Consider the following 15,435-nt stretch of genomic DNA (forward strand, 5'->3'; position numbering starts at 1 on the left):
CTCGCCCTGGTAGGTCCGCACGTCCATCGCCTGGGGGTCCAGGGTGCCCGCGGTGCGGGTCAGGCTCTTGCGCGCCCGGCGCCGGAAGGACCGGCGGGCCTCCGCGGTGTCGGCGGTCAGGGAGAGGGCGGTGTGGGGCCGCGCGGCGGGCCGCGGGGCGGGCCAAGTCGGCGATCCGCGAGCGGCTGCTGGGGCGGCTCCTCGGGGCGCCCGCCGCGCAGGGCGAGGACGCCGCCGCGGACCGGAGCGCGGGCGGCACCGCGATCCTGGTCTCCCGCGGTCTGGACGCGCTGGACGACTACTACGTCAAGTCGCTCACCGCGACCGTCGCTTCCGCCGTCATCCCGCTGCTGATCTGGATCGTCGTGGCGGTGCACGACGTCGTCAGCGCCGTCGTCCTGGCGATCACCCTGCCGCTGGTGCCGCTGTTCATGGTGCTGATCGGCAAGAGCACGGCCGAGGAGACCCGGCGGTCGCAGAACGGGCTGCTGCGGCTCGCGGAGCACATCGTGGAGCTCGCCCGGGGGTTGCCGGTCCTGGTCGGCCTGCGGCGGGACCGCGCGCAGGCCCGGGCGCTCGAGGAGCTGGACGAGGGATACCGGCGCCGCGCGCTGCGGACCCTGCGCTCGGCCTTCATGTCCTCCCTGGCGCTGGAGCTGATCACCACGCTCTCGGTGGCCGTGGTGGCGGTGTTCATCGGGGTGCGGCTGGTCGGCGGCGGCATCGGGCTGGACACCGCGCTCCTGCTGCTGCTCATCGCGCCGGAGTGCTTCCAGCCGCTGCGCGACCTCGGGACGGCCTTCCACCAGTCCCAGGACGGCGTCGACGCGCTGAACCGCGCCGAGGAGCGCCTCGCGGGGGAGCCGCCGCGCTCGCCGGTGCGGGCCGGTGCCCCCGGCCTGCGGGTGTCCGGCCTCCGCGTCGGCTACCCGGGGCGTCCCACGGTGCTGGGCGGCGTGGACCTCGCCGCGGCGCCCGGGACGGTCACGGCGCTGACCGGGCCATCGGGGTGCGGCAAGTCGAGCCTGCTGCGGGCGGTGGCCGGCCTGATCGGGGACGAGGCGCCTCCGGGCGGGGGCGCCCGGGTGAGCGGGGACGCCGCCCCTCCGGGCGCTGGCGCCCGGGTGACCGGGGTCGTCGAGGTCGGCGGGCCGGTGCGGTGGATCGACCAGTCGCCGGTGTTCGTCGCGGCCACCGTGCTGGACGAGGTCCGCCTGTTCCTGGCGCCCGAGCGCGCCGAGAGCTGGCTGGGCGCCGGTGCGGATCAGGCCGGTGCGGATCGGGCCGGCGCGGATCGACCCGGTGAGGACCGGCTTGGCGCGGATCGGCCCGGTGCGGACGAGGGGGCGCCCGCCCCGGCATCGGACGCCGCAGCCGCGGAGGAGGCGGCCACCGCAGCGGCCCGGGAGGCCCTGGCCGCCCTCGGGATCGAGGGCCTGGCGTCGCTGCCCCGGGGCGATCAGCGCCGGCCAGGCGCGCCGGCTCGCCGTCGCCCGCGTGCTGGCGGCCGCCCAGGGCCGGTGCGGCGCCCGTGGTCCTGGTGGACGAGCCCACGGCGCACCTCGACGCGGCGGCGTCGGCCGCGGTCGGCCAGGCCCTGCGGCGGCTCGCCGATGCGGGCGCCACGGTGCTCATGGTCACCCACGACCTGGCGCTCGCCGCCGACGCCGACCGCCGCCTGGCGATGACCGGGCGCGGCGAGCTGAGCGAGGTGACCGCCACAGCGGGGCGGGCGGCGTCGTCGGTCCTTCCCGTCTCGGCACCGTCCGCTCCGCGCCCGCGCAGCCGTCTCGGCGCCGTCCCGCCCGCGCCCGCGCAGCCCGGTCCGCCGCCCGCGCCGCGGATCCGGGCCCCGCGGCCACCCTGCGCGCCCTGCGCCGGCTGACCGAGGCCTCCCGTGGCGGGTCGCGCTCAGCGTCGGCCTGGCGTTCCTGACGGTCGCCTTCGGGGCCGCGCTCACGGCGCTGTCGGGGTGGCTCATCGTCCGCGCCTCGCAGCAGCCGGGTCTGATGTACCTGCTGCTGGCCATCACCGGCGTGCGCTTCTTCGGGCTGGGCCGCGCCGTCTTCCGCTACGCGGAGCGGCTGGTCACCCACGACGTGGCCCTGCGCGCCTCGCAGCGGCTGCGGATCGGCTCCTGGCTGGCGACGGGGAGGACGGCCCTGGGGGTGCGCTCGCTTCTGCGGGGGAGCACGTTCCTGGACCGGCTGATCGGCGACGTCGACGACCTGCGCGACGCGCTGCCCCGCGTGCTGCTGCCCGCCGCCGTCCAGGTGCCGGTCATGGCGGGCGCGGTGCTGGTCACCGCGATCACGGTTCCGGCGGCGACGTGGCTGGTGGCGCTCGCGGCGGTGCTCGCCTGCACCCTCGTCCCGTGGGCGACGCTCCGAGCCGACCGCAGCGCCGAGCACCGCGTCCGCGCCGCCCGCTCCGGGACGCTGCGCCTGGCGGCCGACGCGATCGAGGCCGCCGACGACCTGCGCGGCAACGGCATGGCCGCACCGATCCTGCGGGCGCTCGGCGCCCGGGAGCGCCGGGCCCGCCGGGCGGAGTCCCGCGCCGCGTACGCCGCGGGGCTCGGCGGCGGCGCCAACCTGGCGCTCTGGTGGACGACGGCACTGGGGGTCCTCGCGCTGGCCTGGGGGCCGGTGACCGAGGGGGCCGTGAGCGCTCCCATCGCGGCGATCCCCGTGCTGCTGTGCACCGCCCTGGTGGAGCCCTCCGCCCAGGCGACCGAGGCCCTGCGCGCGTGGCCCGCGCTGGCGCGCCTGGTGGCCAAGATCGACGCCGACGTCGGCGCGGCGCCGCTGCCGGGAGGCACCGGGTCCGAGACCGAGCGGGAGTCCGGGTCCATTCCGGGACTGGACCCCGAGTCGGCACCCGCTCCGGCGCTCGACGGGCGGGGGAGCAGGCTCCAGCGGGAGTCCCTCTCGGCCACGCCCCCCGCGCGCCTCGCGGCCGACGCCGTCTCGGCGCGCTGGCCCGGCATGGACCGGCCCGCCCTGGACGGGCTCACGGGCCGGGTCGCCCCGGGGCGCTGGTGGGGGATCACCGGCCCCTCCGGCTCGGGGAAGACCACCGCGCTCGCCGTCCTGCTCGGGTTCCTGCCCGCGGAGCGGGGGAGGGTCGCGGTGGACGGCGTCCCGACCGGGACGGAGCGGCTGCGCGGCCTGGCGGCCTGGTGCCCCCAGAACGCCTACGTCTTCGACTCGACCCTGCGCGGCAACCTCGCCCTGGCCCGCCCCCGCGAGGAGGCGCCGACCGACGCCGAGATGGCCCGCGCCCTGGCCCGGGTCGGCCTGGCCGACTTCCTGGCCGGGCTTCCCCGCGGCCTGGAGACGGGCGTGGGGGCCGGCGGGTCGATGCTCTCCGGCGGGCAGCGGCAGCGGCTCGCGGTGGCCCGGGCGCTGCTGACCTCCTCGCCCCTAATGCTCATGGACGAGCCCACCGCGCACCTGGACGTGGAGACCGCCGAGCGGGTCATGGACGAGATCGCACGCGGGACCGCCGCGGACGCGGGGCGGGGCGGCTCGCCGGCGCCGAGCGTCGTGATCGTCTCCCACCGGCCCGAGGACCTCGCGCACTGCGACGCGGTGGCACGTCTCGGCTGAGCCGACCCGCCCGTCAGGCCAGCGCCGGCCCCACGGCGTCGATCGACTGGTTCACCGGCACCCCGGAGCCGTCCCGGGCACCGTGCTCGGTCGGCAGGGAGCGGGCGACGCCGGCCGCCGAGACCGCGCGCCCCGGCCCGCGGCCGACCCACGCCAGGGACAGCTCCTGCTCGCCCTTGAGGAAGCGATGCGCCCGGACCCCGCCGGTCGCCCGCCCCTTGGCCGGGTACTCCTCCAGCGGGGTGACCTTGACCGAGGCGGCGCCGGACCCGGGCAGCGAGCCCTCGGTGGGGGCCACGGTGACCACCACGGAACCGTCCCCGGGCGCCGCGGAGCCGAAGAAGAGCACGGCGTCGTCCTCGGCCAGCTTGACGCCCGCGACGCCGCCGCCGGCCCGGCCCTGGGGCCGCACCTTCCCGGCGTCGAAGGTCAGCAGCTTCGCCTGGCGGGTCACGAAGACCAGGGCGTCGTCGTCCGCGGCCGCGGTCACCCCCACGACCTCGTCGTCGCCCTTCAGGGAGATGCCCTCCCAGTCGTCGCGGTTCAGCGGGTACTCCGGCTGGACGCGCTTGACGACGCCGCGCAGGGTGCCCAGCGCGATCACCCGGTTCAGCGGGGCCAGCGCCACGAGGCGCTCGCCCTTGCCCAGGCTCAGGAACTCCCCGGCGGCCGAGCCGCCCGCGAGGTCCGGGAAGCCCGCCCGGACCTCCACCTGCGGCAGGTCCATGACGTTGACGCGGATCATCCGCCCCGTGGACGTCACGGCGCCCACCTCGCCGCGGGCCGTGCAGGGCACCAGGGAGGCGAACGCGTCGTGCTTCGTCCGCTTCGAGGGCGTGGCCAGCTGCTCCCGGCCGCCCGCACTACCCGGGGTGCGCCCCAGCCGCCCGGAGGTGGACAGCAGGACCCAGCACGGGTCGTCGGCGATCTCCAGCGCGAGGCCCAGCCCCTTCTTGCCACCCGCCGCGGCCGCTGGGTCCGTGACCGACGCCGCGAGGGCCGCCAGCTCGTCCGTGTCCGTCAGGCGCGTGCGCCGGTCGGTGCCGTAGCGCTCCGCGACCTCGTCCAGCTCGTCCGAGACCAGCGAGCGCAGCCGCGCGTCGGAGCCGAGGACGGCGGTCAGCTCGGCGATCCGGCGCTGCAGCTCGTCCCGCTCGCTCTCCAGCTCGATCCGGGAGAACTTGGTCAGCTGCCGCAGCCGCAGCTCGAGGATGTGGTTGGCCTGCAGCTCGGTCAGGTCGAACACGGTCATGAGCCGCTCGCGGGCCTGCGCCGTCTCGTCCGAGCCGCGCACGATCTGGATGACCTCGTCGATGTCCACGATCGCCAGCAGCAGCCCCTCGACCAGGTGCAGCCGGTCCTGGGACCTGCGCAGCCGGTACTCGGTGCGGCGGCGCACGACGTCGATCCGGTGGTCCACGTAGACCCGCAGCAGCTCCAGCAGCCCCAGGGTCTGCGGCTGCCCCTGCACCAGGGCGACGTTGTTGATGCCGAAGGAGTCCTCGAGCGGGGTGTGCTTGTGCAGGCTCTGCAGCACCGCGTGCGGGTTGAAGCCGTTCTTCAGCTCGATGACCAGGCGCGTGCCGTTCTTGCGGTCGGTGAGGTCCACGACGTCGGAGATGCCCGAGAGCTTCTTCGACTGGACCCCGTCCTTGATCTTGTCGATGACCTTCTCGACGCCGACCAGGTACGGCAGCTCGGTGACCACGATGCCCTGCTTACGCGGGGTCACCTGCTCGATCGAGGTGCGCGCCCGGGTGCGGAAGGTGCCGCGGCCGGTGGCGTAGGCGTCCCGGATCCCGGCCAGCCCGGCGATGACGCCGCCGGTGGGCAGGTCGGGGCCAGGGATGAAGCGCATGACGTCGTCCAGCGACGCCTGCGGGTTCTCGATCAGGTGCCGGGCGCCGGCGATCACCTCGCGCAGATTGTGCGGCGGCATGTTGGTGGCCATGCCGACGGCGATGCCCGAGGAGCCGTTGACCAGCAGGTTGGGGAACGCCGCCGGCAGCACGCCCGGCTGGGTGAACTGGTTGTCGTAGTTGGGGACGAAGTCGACGACGTCCTCGTCGAGGTCGCCCGTGAGCGCCTGGGCGGCCGGGGCCATCCGGGCCTCGGTGTAGCGCGCGGCGGCCGGGCCGTCGTCGACCGAGCCGAAGTTGCCGTGCCCGTCCACCAGCGGCAGCCGCATCGCGAAGGACTGGGCCAGGCGCACCATCGCGTCGTAGATCGCGCCGTCGCCGTGCGGGTGCAGCTTGCCCATGACCTCGCCGACGACGCGCGCGGACTTCACGTGCCCGCGGTCCGGCCGCAGCCCCATCTGCATCATCATGTACAGGATGCGTCGCTGGACCGGCTTGAGCCCGTCCCGGGCGTCGGGGAGCGCGCGCGAGTAGATGACCGAGTAGGAGTACTCCAGGAAGCTGGTCTCCATCTCGGAGGAGACGTCGATGTCGACGATGTTCTCGACGACGTCGGTGGGGAACTCCTCGCGGGAGGGCGTCGCCTTGCGTCGGGCGGCCATTGGGGGCACTCCTTGCTGCTCACGGGCACGGGCCACACCAGTCTAGATCACCGCGCATCGGGTGCCGCCCGCCACTAGGATGGGGCCATGGCCGAGCCGATTCCGTACCCGTCCCACTGGGAAGCCGACGTGGTCCTGCGCGACGGCGCCACGGCGCACCTGCGCCCCGTGCTCCCCACCGACCGCGACGCCCTGACCGCGATGTACTCGGGCCAGTCCGAGCGCACCATCTACCTGCGGTTCTTCACCTACAAGTCCACGCTCTCGGCCCGGGAGCTGACCCGCTTCACCACGGTGGACCACCACGACCGCGTCGCCTTCGTGATGATGAACGGCGACGAGATGATCGGCATCGGCCGCTACGACCGCACCGACGACCCGGCCGAGGCCGAGGTCGCCTTCTTCATCTCCGACGCCCACCACGGCCGCGGCATCGGTTCGATCCTGCTGGAGCACCTCGCCGCCGCGGGCCTGGAGAACGGCATCACCCGGTTCTCCGCCGAGGTCCTGCCGGAGAACCGCAAGATGCTGGACGTGTTCTCCGACGCCGGCTACGAGCTGGCCCGCGGGTACGACGACGGCGTCATCGCCGTCCACTTCGACATCGACCCCACCGCCAAGTCCCGCGCCGTGATGGAGGCCCGCGAGCACCGCGCGGAGGCGAAGTCGGTCTCCACGCTGGTCGCCCCGCGCTCGGTCGCCGTGATCGGGGCCTCCCGGGACGGCCGGCAGCTCGGCCACGAGATCCTCGTCAACATCGTCGAGGGCGGGTTCACCGGGGCCGTCTACGGCGTCAACCCCGAGGCGCTGGAGCTCGCCGGGATGCGCTGCTACGCGAGCATCGGCGAGGTGCCCGAGGACGTCGACCTCGCCGTGATCGCCGTGCCTATCGCCGCGGTGGCCGACGTCGTCGAGCAGTGCGGCCGCGCCGGGGTGCGCGGCGTGCTGATCGTGACCAGCGGCTACGCGGACGACGGCGCCCGCGGCCGCGCCCGCCAGCAGGCCCTGGTGCGCACGGCCCGGACCTACGGGATGCGCGTGGTCGGCCCGGCCTCGCTGGGCGTGATCAACACCGACCCCGCCGTGAGCCTGTGCGCCTCGCCCCGGATGGGCCACCCCGTGCACGGGACGCTCGGGATGTTCAGCCAGTCCGCGGCGATCGGAGCCATGCTCTACACCGCCGCGCACCGCCGCGCGATCGGCGTCTCCTCGGTCCTCTCGGCCGGGAACCGGGCGGACGTGTCCGGCAACGACCTCATGCAGTACTGGGAGGACGACCCGGACACGCTCGCCTGCTGCATGTACCTCGAGTCCATCGGCAACCCGCGCAAGTTCTCCCGGATCGCCCGCCGGCTCGCGCGGACCAAGCCGCTGATCGTCGCGAAGTCCGAGGTGACCGGGGTGCAGCTGCCGCCCGGGCACACCGGGCGCACCAGCTCCGCGCCGCCCCGGGCCATCAGCGCGATGTTCCGCCAGGCCGGCGTCATCCGCGCCGAGACCAGCGAGCACCTCATGGACATCGCGCAGGTGGTGGTCTCGCAGCCGCTGCCGGCCGGCCGCCGGGTCGCGGTGTTCTCCAACGCCTTCGCGCTCGCCAGCGTGGTCTCGGACGCGTGCGCCTCACACGGCGTCGAGGTCGCCCACACCGAGGGCGCGTTGGACACCACGAGCGAGGACGTGGACACGCTCGACCTCATCCGGGAGACGGTGCTGGGCGCGCTGGGCTCCAGCGGGGTCGACGCCGCGGTCGCGACCTTCCTGCCCTCGCCCCTGGTGGCCATCGAGGACATCTCCGAGGTCCTCATGGACTGCGCGGCGCAGACCGGTAAGCCCGTGGTGGCCGCCTACGCCGGCATCCTGGACGCCTCCTCGGTCCGGCGCGGCATCCACCCCAGCCCGCGCGTGCCCGAGGGCGGGGGCCCGGAGCTGCCCGGCCTGCCGTGCTTCGAGAGCCCGGGGGCCGCGGTCGGCGCGCTCGCGGCGATCATGGAGTACGCCGAGTGGCGGGAGAAGGAGGAGGCCCTGCTCGCCGAGGCCGAGGGCACCGACCGCCGGGCCGCCGAGCGGGTCATCGAGGAGTTCGCCCCGCGGGTCCCGGGCGAGGGTCTGCTGCGGCTGGATCAGGACGAGGCGAGCCGCCTGCTCGGCACCTACGGGATCCGGGTCCTGCGCTCGGAGCCGTTCGAGGACGCCGAGGAGGCGGCCGCCGCCGCGGCGCGGATCGGCTACCCGGTGGCGCTGAAGACCACCGACCCGCGGATGCGCCACCGCCTGGACCTGGGCGGGGTGCGGCTGGGCATCGAGGACGAGCCGTCGCTGCGGCGCGACATCGACCTCATGCGCCGCACCCTGGAGCCCTACGGCGACTTCGACCTCGAGGTGCAGGCCATGGCGCCCCCGGGCCAGAACTGCGTCGTCCGCGCCATGGAGGACCCGCTGCTGGGGCCGGTGATCTCCTTCGGCATGGCCGGCGACTCGGTGAACCTCCTGGACGACTGGGCGCACCGGGTGCCGCCGCTGACCGAGCGGGACGTGCGGCTGATGGTGCGGCGGCCCAAGGCCTCCCGCAAGCTCTTCGGCTACGAGGGACTGCCGCCGGTCGACGTCGGGCGCCTCGAGGACCTCCTGCGGCGGGTCGCGCAGCTGAAGGACCTGCACCCGGAGATCGCGCTGATGGAGCTCAACCCGGTCATGGTCTCGGAGGACTCGCTGACGGTCCTGGCGGCGCAGGTGGACCTGGGCAACCCGCGGCGGCGCACCGACTCCGCCCGGCGCACGATGCCGGGGTGAGCCGGCCGCCGGCCTCGCGGGCGCGCGGATTGACCGGGGGCGTAGAATGATGCAGTGCTTTCCCGCCGGAGGGCGCCGGCGGACCGCCGTCATCGAAGGACCGAAGAAGCGAGTGCATGGCAGACTCAGGACCCCACGGATCGAGGCTCGACCGCGACATCACCAACGCCGGGTTCTACCCGGAGCTGGTCACGGACGTGGTCAGGGACGCCCTGGACGGGCAGGAGCCCTCCTCCCACCTCGTGCAGCTCGAGACCCACTTCGACCAGACCGAGGTGCACCGGCACATCACGGTGCTCGCGCTGGCCGGTGAGATCGTGCAGGTCACCCACGTGGACGACCAGTCGCTGGACGAGGACGGCCAGGACGTCGTCGCGCACGTGTCCACCGAGACGGTCCCGGTGCGCAACCTCAGCTCCGTGACGCTCTCCTACGCCTACCGGCAGCCGCAGAACTACACCTCCTCGACGCCGGCCACCGAGGTCACCCTTATGATGTCCTGGACCGGGAGCCAGCGCATCGACGTCCAGCCCGCCGGCTGCCAGGACCCGGAGTGCGAGGCCGACCACGGCTACACCGGCGTCGCGGCCCGCGAGGACGTGGTCCTGCGCATCAGCGCCGAGGCGGACGGCCCGCGCGCGGTCGAGGACGCCCGGGAGTTCGCCCGGGCGCTGCGCCGCGCCAACACCGCGCTGTCCGGCACCACGCAGGCGTGAGCGCGGAACCGGCCGGCGGCCGCACCGACCTGCTGGGGCGCCGCTGCCCGCCCCGCCCCGCTACGGGACCGACGCCGTGGCCGACGTCCTGGTCTCCGCGGCCTGCCGGCTGCGGGTCGTGGCGGAGGGCGCCGGGGGGTTCGAGGACCGCCTCGGGCTCGCCGGGCGCCTCGAGCGGGCCGGGCTGCGGGCCGGGCCCTACCGGAACGTGTGCGTGGTGCTCGTGGACGGGCTGGGGGAGTCGCTGCTCTCCCGGAACCTGGGCCACGCCCCCTCGCTGCGCCGCGCCGCGCACCTGGGCGTGCTCGACGCCGCTCTGCCCTCCACCACCGCGGCCTCGCTCGCGACCCTCGGCATCGGGGAGCCCGCGGGCCGGACGGGGATGGTGGGGTACGACGTCGTCGACCCCGAACGCGACGTCGTCGTGAACCAGCTCTCCGGCTGGGACCCGGCCGTGGTGCCCGAGCGGTGGCAGCCGCTGCCGACCGTCTTCGAGCGGCTGGAGGGCGTCGCCGACCCGGTCACCGTGTCCATGGGCAGCTACGAGGGCTCGGCGCTGACCCGCGCGGCCCTGCGCGGGGGCCGGTTCGAGGCGGCGCGCTCGACGCTGGCCCGCGTCACCCGCGCCGTGGACGTCCTCTCGACCCGCACGCCGAACTTCATGTACCTGTACTGGGGCGAGCTGGACCAGGTCGGGCACCGGCACGGTTGCGGCTCGGACCGCTGGCTCGAGGCTCTCGAGGACCTGGACTCCGGGCTGCGCCGCCTGGCCGCCCGCACCGGCGAGGAGACCCTGATCCTGCTGACTGCCGACCACGGGATGGTCGACGTCGAGCCGCAGGACCGCGTCGACTACGGCGCGATGCCCGAGCTGGTCGACGGCGTGCGGCTCACCGCGGGCGAGCCCCGCATGGTCCAGCTGCACCTGGAGGACCCCGCCGACGACGCCGCCCGCGCCCGCCTGGTGAGCGCCTGGGACGCCGCGTTCGGCGACCGGGCGTGGATCCTCGACCGGGAGCGGCTGATCGCCGAGGGCTACTTCGGGGACGGGCTGCGAGCGGGCGTGCGGGAGCGGATCGGCGACCTGATCGTCGCGGCCCGGGGCCCGCTGGCGCTGTACGACCTGCGCCGGGTCAGGCCCGCCGCGCTGGAGATGGTCGGCCAGCACGGCTCCTGGACCGACGCCGAGCGCGAGGTGCCGCTGCTGGCGCTGCGGCGCTGAGGCACGTCTGCCGCGGGGCATGGAGGACGACGACGTTGGCCGCGGGCCGGTGACGTGAGGCGGCCGACGCCGGCGTCCCGTGGAACCCGTGGAACGTGCGGGGACGGCCTCGCGGCGCGCTACCCGGTGGGGGAGGCGGAGGGGGCCGCATCTTCCTGCGCCGGCTCCTGCTGCGCGTCCGAGTCGGCGTCCTCGGCGTCGTTCCCGGGCAGCGACGCCCCGCTCGGGGCGCCCTGGCTCTGCGTGCTCTCGGGGGGAGGCTGCGTCGCCGTCGGCTCCGGGGCGGGCTGCTCCGTCTGCGGGACCTCCGGCGCCTCCGTTGCGGGCGGGGGCTCCTCCGTGGCCGTGGGCTCCGGCGCGGCCGGCTCGCTCTGGGTGGGCTCGGGGGTCGGCTCCTCGGCGGGCTGGGTCGGCGCGGGGCGGGCGGGAGCTGTTCCTCCGGCGGATCACCGGGCGGGCGGCAGCTCCTGCACCGGTGGGAGCTGCTCCTGCGTGGGCTCGGGGCCGGCGGCTGCGTCGGGCTCGGGCTCGGGGCGGGGAGGTGCGCGTGGGCGTCGGGGTCGCCGAGGGGCTCGCGCTGGTCGGCGCGGGGGCGGGGTCCTGGTCGCCGCCGCCCGTGGTCGCCCAGATCGCCGCGCCCGTGGCGCCCACGAGCACGAGGGCGAAGACCGCGGCGCCGGCCCGGGAGAACTGGGCGGCCGATCGGCGCTTGCGGGGGCCTCGGCCTGGGGCTGCTCGGACAGGGTGGAGAACGCGAGCTGGGCCTCGGGCGGGCCGCCTCGCCGTCGTCGGCAGCGGGCAGGGCGGCGGTGGCCTCCCGGAGGGTGCGGGGAGGTCGTCTCCGGGGCTGGCTCGGAGGAGCCAGACCGGGCCGGCGGCGCCTGCGGTCCCTGCCGAGTCGGCGGCGCCGGGGGTCCCTGCCGCGCCCGCGGTGCCTGCCGAACCCGCGGCGCCCGCTGCGGCGCCCGCCGCGTCGCTTCGGCGACGGCCGTGACCGTGGCCGCGCTCCCGCCGGCTCGCGCGGTGCCCGGTGCGCTCCGGGGCGTCGTCGGATCCGGCGGCGTCGGCGGGGCCGAAGAGCTCGTCCCCGAGGCTCGGGCCGTCCCCGTCCTCCTCGCGAGCCGCGGCGTCGCCGCCGCCCACGTACTCGTATCCGGGATCCAGCGGGCCGGTGGGGGCGTCGTCCGGCGCCCGCCGCCCACGCTCCTCGGGACCCTGAGGATTCTCAGGCGTGCCCTGTTCGCGGTCTCTGCGGCCCATCGTCGTCCTAGCGTGCGTGTGGCGGTCTGTCGTGCATGTGTCTCCTAGTGGCGGTTGCCGAAGAGGATGTCGTCCCAGCTCGGGACGGAGGGGCGCTTGCCGCGTCCGCGGGTCTCGGGGGCCTCCGCGCCGGCGTCGGCACCCTTCCGTCCGGCGTCGTCGTCCTCGCCGACGCGGGCCGGGCCCCTCCCGGTGGGCTCGTCGCCCTCGGGGGACTCGGCGCCCGGGCCGTCCTCGGGGGACTGCCCGCGGCCCGGCTCGTCGTCGCCGGAGGGCTCGCGGGCCTCCCGGCCGAGCCGGTCGGAGAGGTTGCGGACCCGGTCGTCGCTGCCCGGGTCCTCGCCCGCGCGGTGCCGCGGCGCTCCTCCAGCTCGTCGAGGAGGCGGGCCGCCGCGTCGTCGTCGTCCGCGGGGACCGCCTGCAGGGTCGCGGGGCGCGGGGCGGCGTCGGGCTCCCGGCCGGGCTCCTGCTGCCCGCCGGAGGGCTCCGGGTGCTCCTCGTGGTCGGCGGGCTCGTCCGGCGAGGTCGCCTGGGACTCGGGCGCGGGCGCCGGGCGGTCCAGGGTCCTGCCGAGCAGGAACTCCGCCACGGCGTTGCCCGCGACCACGGTCTGGTTGGCGGGGTTGTAGACGAAGCGGGCGGGGAAGTCCGCGCCCTCGGGGATCTGGTCCAGCGCGGCGCGGGAGTAGTCCACGGAGGCCGAGACGTTCCACTGGCCGTCCTCGCGCTGCCACGAGTTCCAGTGCGCGTCGCCCTCGGCGAAGTTCAGGCGCTCGCGCACGGCCACGACCTGGTCGTTGAGGCTCAGGCGGGCGGCGTCGTCCGCGGCGCTGCCCAGCGGGTCCACGAGCACCGCGCGGGCCGCCTTCACGATGTGCGCGCGCTCGGCCAGGATGGGCCACTCGTAGCGCTTGACGCGCTCGGGCTTCCACCCCGACTCGGCGACGATCTCGTCGATGGTGGCGCCCTGGCGGAAGCGGGTCTGGATGTCTCGGGGCCCGAAGACGCCGTTGCCGCTCAGCCCGCGGGCCGGGTGCGCGCGCCGGGCCTTGAGGACGGCGTTGCGCAGCGAGGAGTCGATGACCACCCGGAACCGCTCGCCGCTCTCGGGGGCCTCGAGGACGAGGTGCTCGCCGTCATCGTGGACGCCGACGAATCTCAGCTGCTGCATCAGGTCTCCTTGTCGAATCGACTCGCCTCCCCCTCGCCTGACCGGGGAGACGCGCGTGTCTCCTGACAGAATACCCGCTGGGCTAGGGCCTTCCGGAATGCCGTGCGGTCACATAATTCGCTGTGAGAACAATCGGTTGGACAGGCGCGGCATCCATAGTGAACAATCATCGCGTTACCGGCCCACAGGGGGCTGGGCCGCGTGACCCCAGAACAGACGGAGAGCCATCGGCTTTCCACCGAAGATCTCTCGAAAGCGAGACACGAATGGCTACCGATTACGACGCTCCGCGGAAGCAAGAGGACGAGGGCAACAACGACTCCATCGAGGAGCTGAAGTCGCACCGCGGCGACCAGCAGTCCAACGTGGTCGACGAGGACGAGAACGCCGCCGCCGAGAGCTTCGAGCTGCCCGGGGCGGACCTCTCCCACGAGGAGCTGTCCGTCGTGGTGCTGCCGGCCCAGCAGGACGAGTTCACCTGCGCCTCGTGCTTCCTGGTGCGTCACCGCTCGCAGATCTCCCGCGAAGAGGACGGTCTGTACTACTGCATCGAGTGCGACGCCTGATCCAGGCGTCGCTCACCCGCCGCGCCTTCGCCGCGGCGGGGTCGCACGAAGGGCCGGTCCGTCAGGACCGGCCCTTCGCGCGTTTCCGGGACCGCGCCCGGCCCTTTTCATGGCGCGCCCGGCCCCCGGGTGCGCCGCGGGAGGGCCCTTCGGGTGCGCGGTGCGCCCGGTCGGCCCGGGGAGGCCACGACGGCCCCTCCAGGGCACGCCGCGGCCGCCCCTCGGGAGGCGGGGCGCTCAGCCGTCCTCGCCGCGCTCCTCCGAGCCCAGCGCGCGGGCCAGCTCCTCGGGGTGGCGCGAGTTGGTCAGCCAGTAGGGGGTGGGGTCCGCCGGGTCGGTGATCTGGATCCGGGCGAGGGGGGAGACCCACGGACGGAAGTTCATGAACGCGCGGCCGTCGGCCTGGGGCCCCGCGGCCTGACGCGCCGACTCGCCGCGGAAGATCTCGACGTCGCCCACGAACTCCCGCTCGATGTGCGCCCGCCCGACCTGCAGGGACCGGTCGGTCACCTCCAGCACGGGGGAGGAGGACCACAGCAGCAGCCCCAGCCCGGCGGCCAGCACGACCGCCACGACGATGGCCACGGGGATGTTGATCGGGGCGCCGACGGCGAAGCACGCGAGCCCGAAGACCCCGACGAGCAGCCACACTCCCGGCGAGGGGACCAGCTTCTCGCGGTAGCGGACGGAGCGGGGGGAGGAGGCATCGTCGTGCCCCCGGACAGCGGAATCAGACATGCCTCCAGAATCTCACGGATCCGCCGGTGGCGCGCACCGGGCAGGGGTGAACCGGCCCGCCCAGCAACTAGAGTTGAAGGGTGGCGGGCGCCCCGGCGACCCCGGACCCGCACCAGATCCCCCAGCCCCTACCCCAGGACCCGACGCATGAACCCCACCCTGACCGTGAAGCTGCAGCAGCTGGACGCGAGCATCGAGCCGCCGTCCTACGCCCGCGACGGCGACGCCGGAGCGGACCTGCGCTCCCGCGTGGAGCTCACCCTGGCCCCGGGCGAGCGCGCCCTGGTCCCCACCGGGGTGGCCATCGCGCTGCCGGAGGGGTACGTGGGCCTGGTTCACCCCCGCTCGGGCCTGGCCGCCAAGCACGGGATCACCATCGTCAACGCCCCCGGCACGGTGGACTCCGGCTACCGGGGCGAGCTCATGGTCACGCTGCTCAACACGGACGCCGCCCAGGAGTTCACCGTGGGCCGCGGCGACCGCATCGCCCAGCTGGTGGTCCAGCGCTACGAGCACGCGGGATTCGAGGTCGTGGCCGAGCTGCCCGACTCCGAGCGCGGCAGCGGCGGCTTCGGCTCCACCGGACATCTCTAGGAGGAACAACGTGATGGCATTCGGCAAGCGCAGGAAGAAGAAGGACACGCGGCCCGTGGCGGGCGCTGCGGAGGAGACGGCCGCCCCCGGGGCCGGCCCCGCCCCGCCGTCCCCCCCCCCGCACGCCCCGTGCCCGCCGTAGGCCCGGGCCAGCCCCGCGAAGTCGGGGTTCTTCAGCTGCGTGCCGCTGATCCGCCCCGGGTAGTCCCGCTCCTGGTGGGTGCGGATCGTCCCGTACTCCCGGTT

At 75.2% G+C, this 15,435-nt stretch carries 10 protein-coding genes and 2 pseudogenes; 8 read left to right on the forward strand and 4 right to left on the reverse strand.

The window, feature by feature from the left end:
- Positions 1-188: 188 nt before the first annotated feature.
- The 3 genes and pseudogenes from NBM05_RS15995 to cydC form a co-directional block, all read left to right on the forward strand.
- Positions 189-1,010: pseudogene (locus NBM05_RS15995) on the forward strand (ABC transporter transmembrane domain-containing protein); the annotation flags it as partial.
- Positions 1,011-1,540: 530 nt separating this feature from the next.
- Positions 1,541-1,885 carry a hypothetical protein gene (locus tag NBM05_RS16000; RefSeq protein ID WP_507237317.1) on the forward strand — a complete coding sequence of 115 codons (345 nt, stop codon included), beginning with the start codon at positions 1,541-1,543 and terminating at the stop codon, positions 1,883-1,885.
- 46 nt (positions 1,886-1,931) lie between these two features.
- Positions 1,932-3,611, forward strand: a complete 1,680-nt coding sequence (gene cydC, locus NBM05_RS14270; protein WP_254168848.1) for a thiol reductant ABC exporter subunit CydC — start codon at positions 1,932-1,934, stop codon at positions 3,609-3,611.
- Between the two features lie 13 nt (positions 3,612-3,624).
- On the opposite strand, the gene NBM05_RS14275 is transcribed toward cydC, so the two are convergent.
- A complete protein-coding gene (locus tag NBM05_RS14275; RefSeq protein WP_254168831.1) occupies positions 3,625-6,132 on the reverse strand; it encodes a DNA gyrase/topoisomerase IV subunit A in 2,508 nt (835 codons plus the stop codon).
- A gap of 87 nt (positions 6,133-6,219) precedes the next feature.
- Here NBM05_RS14275 and NBM05_RS14280 point away from each other — a divergent pair, with 87 nt between their 5' ends.
- The 3 genes from NBM05_RS14280 (at position 6,220) to NBM05_RS14290 (ending at position 10,860) form a co-directional block, all read left to right on the forward strand.
- Entirely contained in the window at positions 6,220-8,922 is a 2,703-nt protein-coding gene (locus NBM05_RS14280) for a bifunctional acetate--CoA ligase family protein/GNAT family N-acetyltransferase (protein ID WP_254168833.1), read from the forward strand.
- 116 nt (positions 8,923-9,038) lie between these two features.
- The gene (locus NBM05_RS14285; RefSeq protein WP_254168835.1) at positions 9,039-9,638 is read left to right on the forward strand and encodes a DUF5998 family protein; all 600 of its coding nucleotides are present in this window, start codon (positions 9,039-9,041) and stop codon (positions 9,636-9,638) included.
- Positions 9,639-9,714: 76 nt separating this feature from the next.
- Positions 9,715-10,860 carry an alkaline phosphatase family protein gene (locus tag NBM05_RS14290; protein ID WP_254168837.1) on the forward strand — a complete coding sequence of 382 codons (1,146 nt, stop codon included), beginning with the start codon at positions 9,715-9,717 and terminating at the stop codon, positions 10,858-10,860.
- A gap of 1,267 nt (positions 10,861-12,127) precedes the next feature.
- Here NBM05_RS14290 and sepH read toward each other — a convergent pair.
- Positions 12,128-13,291: a septation protein SepH gene (gene sepH, locus NBM05_RS14295; RefSeq protein ID WP_254168839.1), complete on the reverse strand. Its 1,164-nt coding sequence runs from the start codon at positions 13,289-13,291 to the stop codon at positions 12,128-12,130.
- A gap of 266 nt (positions 13,292-13,557) precedes the next feature.
- Here sepH and NBM05_RS14300 point away from each other — a divergent pair, with 266 nt between their 5' ends.
- Positions 13,558-13,857, forward strand: coding sequence for a DUF4193 domain-containing protein (locus NBM05_RS14300; protein WP_254168841.1), 300 nt, complete (start codon positions 13,558-13,560; stop codon positions 13,855-13,857).
- Positions 13,858-14,094: 237 nt separating this feature from the next.
- Here the strand turns inward: NBM05_RS14300 and NBM05_RS14305 are convergent, their stop codons facing one another.
- Positions 14,095-14,595: a DUF3093 domain-containing protein gene (locus NBM05_RS14305; RefSeq protein WP_254168844.1), complete on the reverse strand. Its 501-nt coding sequence runs from the start codon at positions 14,593-14,595 to the stop codon at positions 14,095-14,097.
- 147 nt (positions 14,596-14,742) lie between these two features.
- Between NBM05_RS14305 and dut the strand changes: the two genes are divergently transcribed.
- Positions 14,743-15,189, forward strand: a complete 447-nt coding sequence (gene dut, locus NBM05_RS14310; protein WP_254168846.1) for a dUTP diphosphatase — start codon at positions 14,743-14,745, stop codon at positions 15,187-15,189.
- A gap of 125 nt (positions 15,190-15,314) precedes the next feature.
- Here dut and NBM05_RS14315 read toward each other — a convergent pair.
- Positions 15,315-15,435, reverse strand: a pseudogene (locus NBM05_RS14315) (thiamine pyrophosphate-dependent enzyme); the annotation flags it as partial.

It is taken from the genome of Rothia santali, from assembly GCF_024199905.1.
Lineage (GTDB): Bacteria > Actinomycetota > Actinomycetes > Actinomycetales > Micrococcaceae > Rothia > Rothia santali.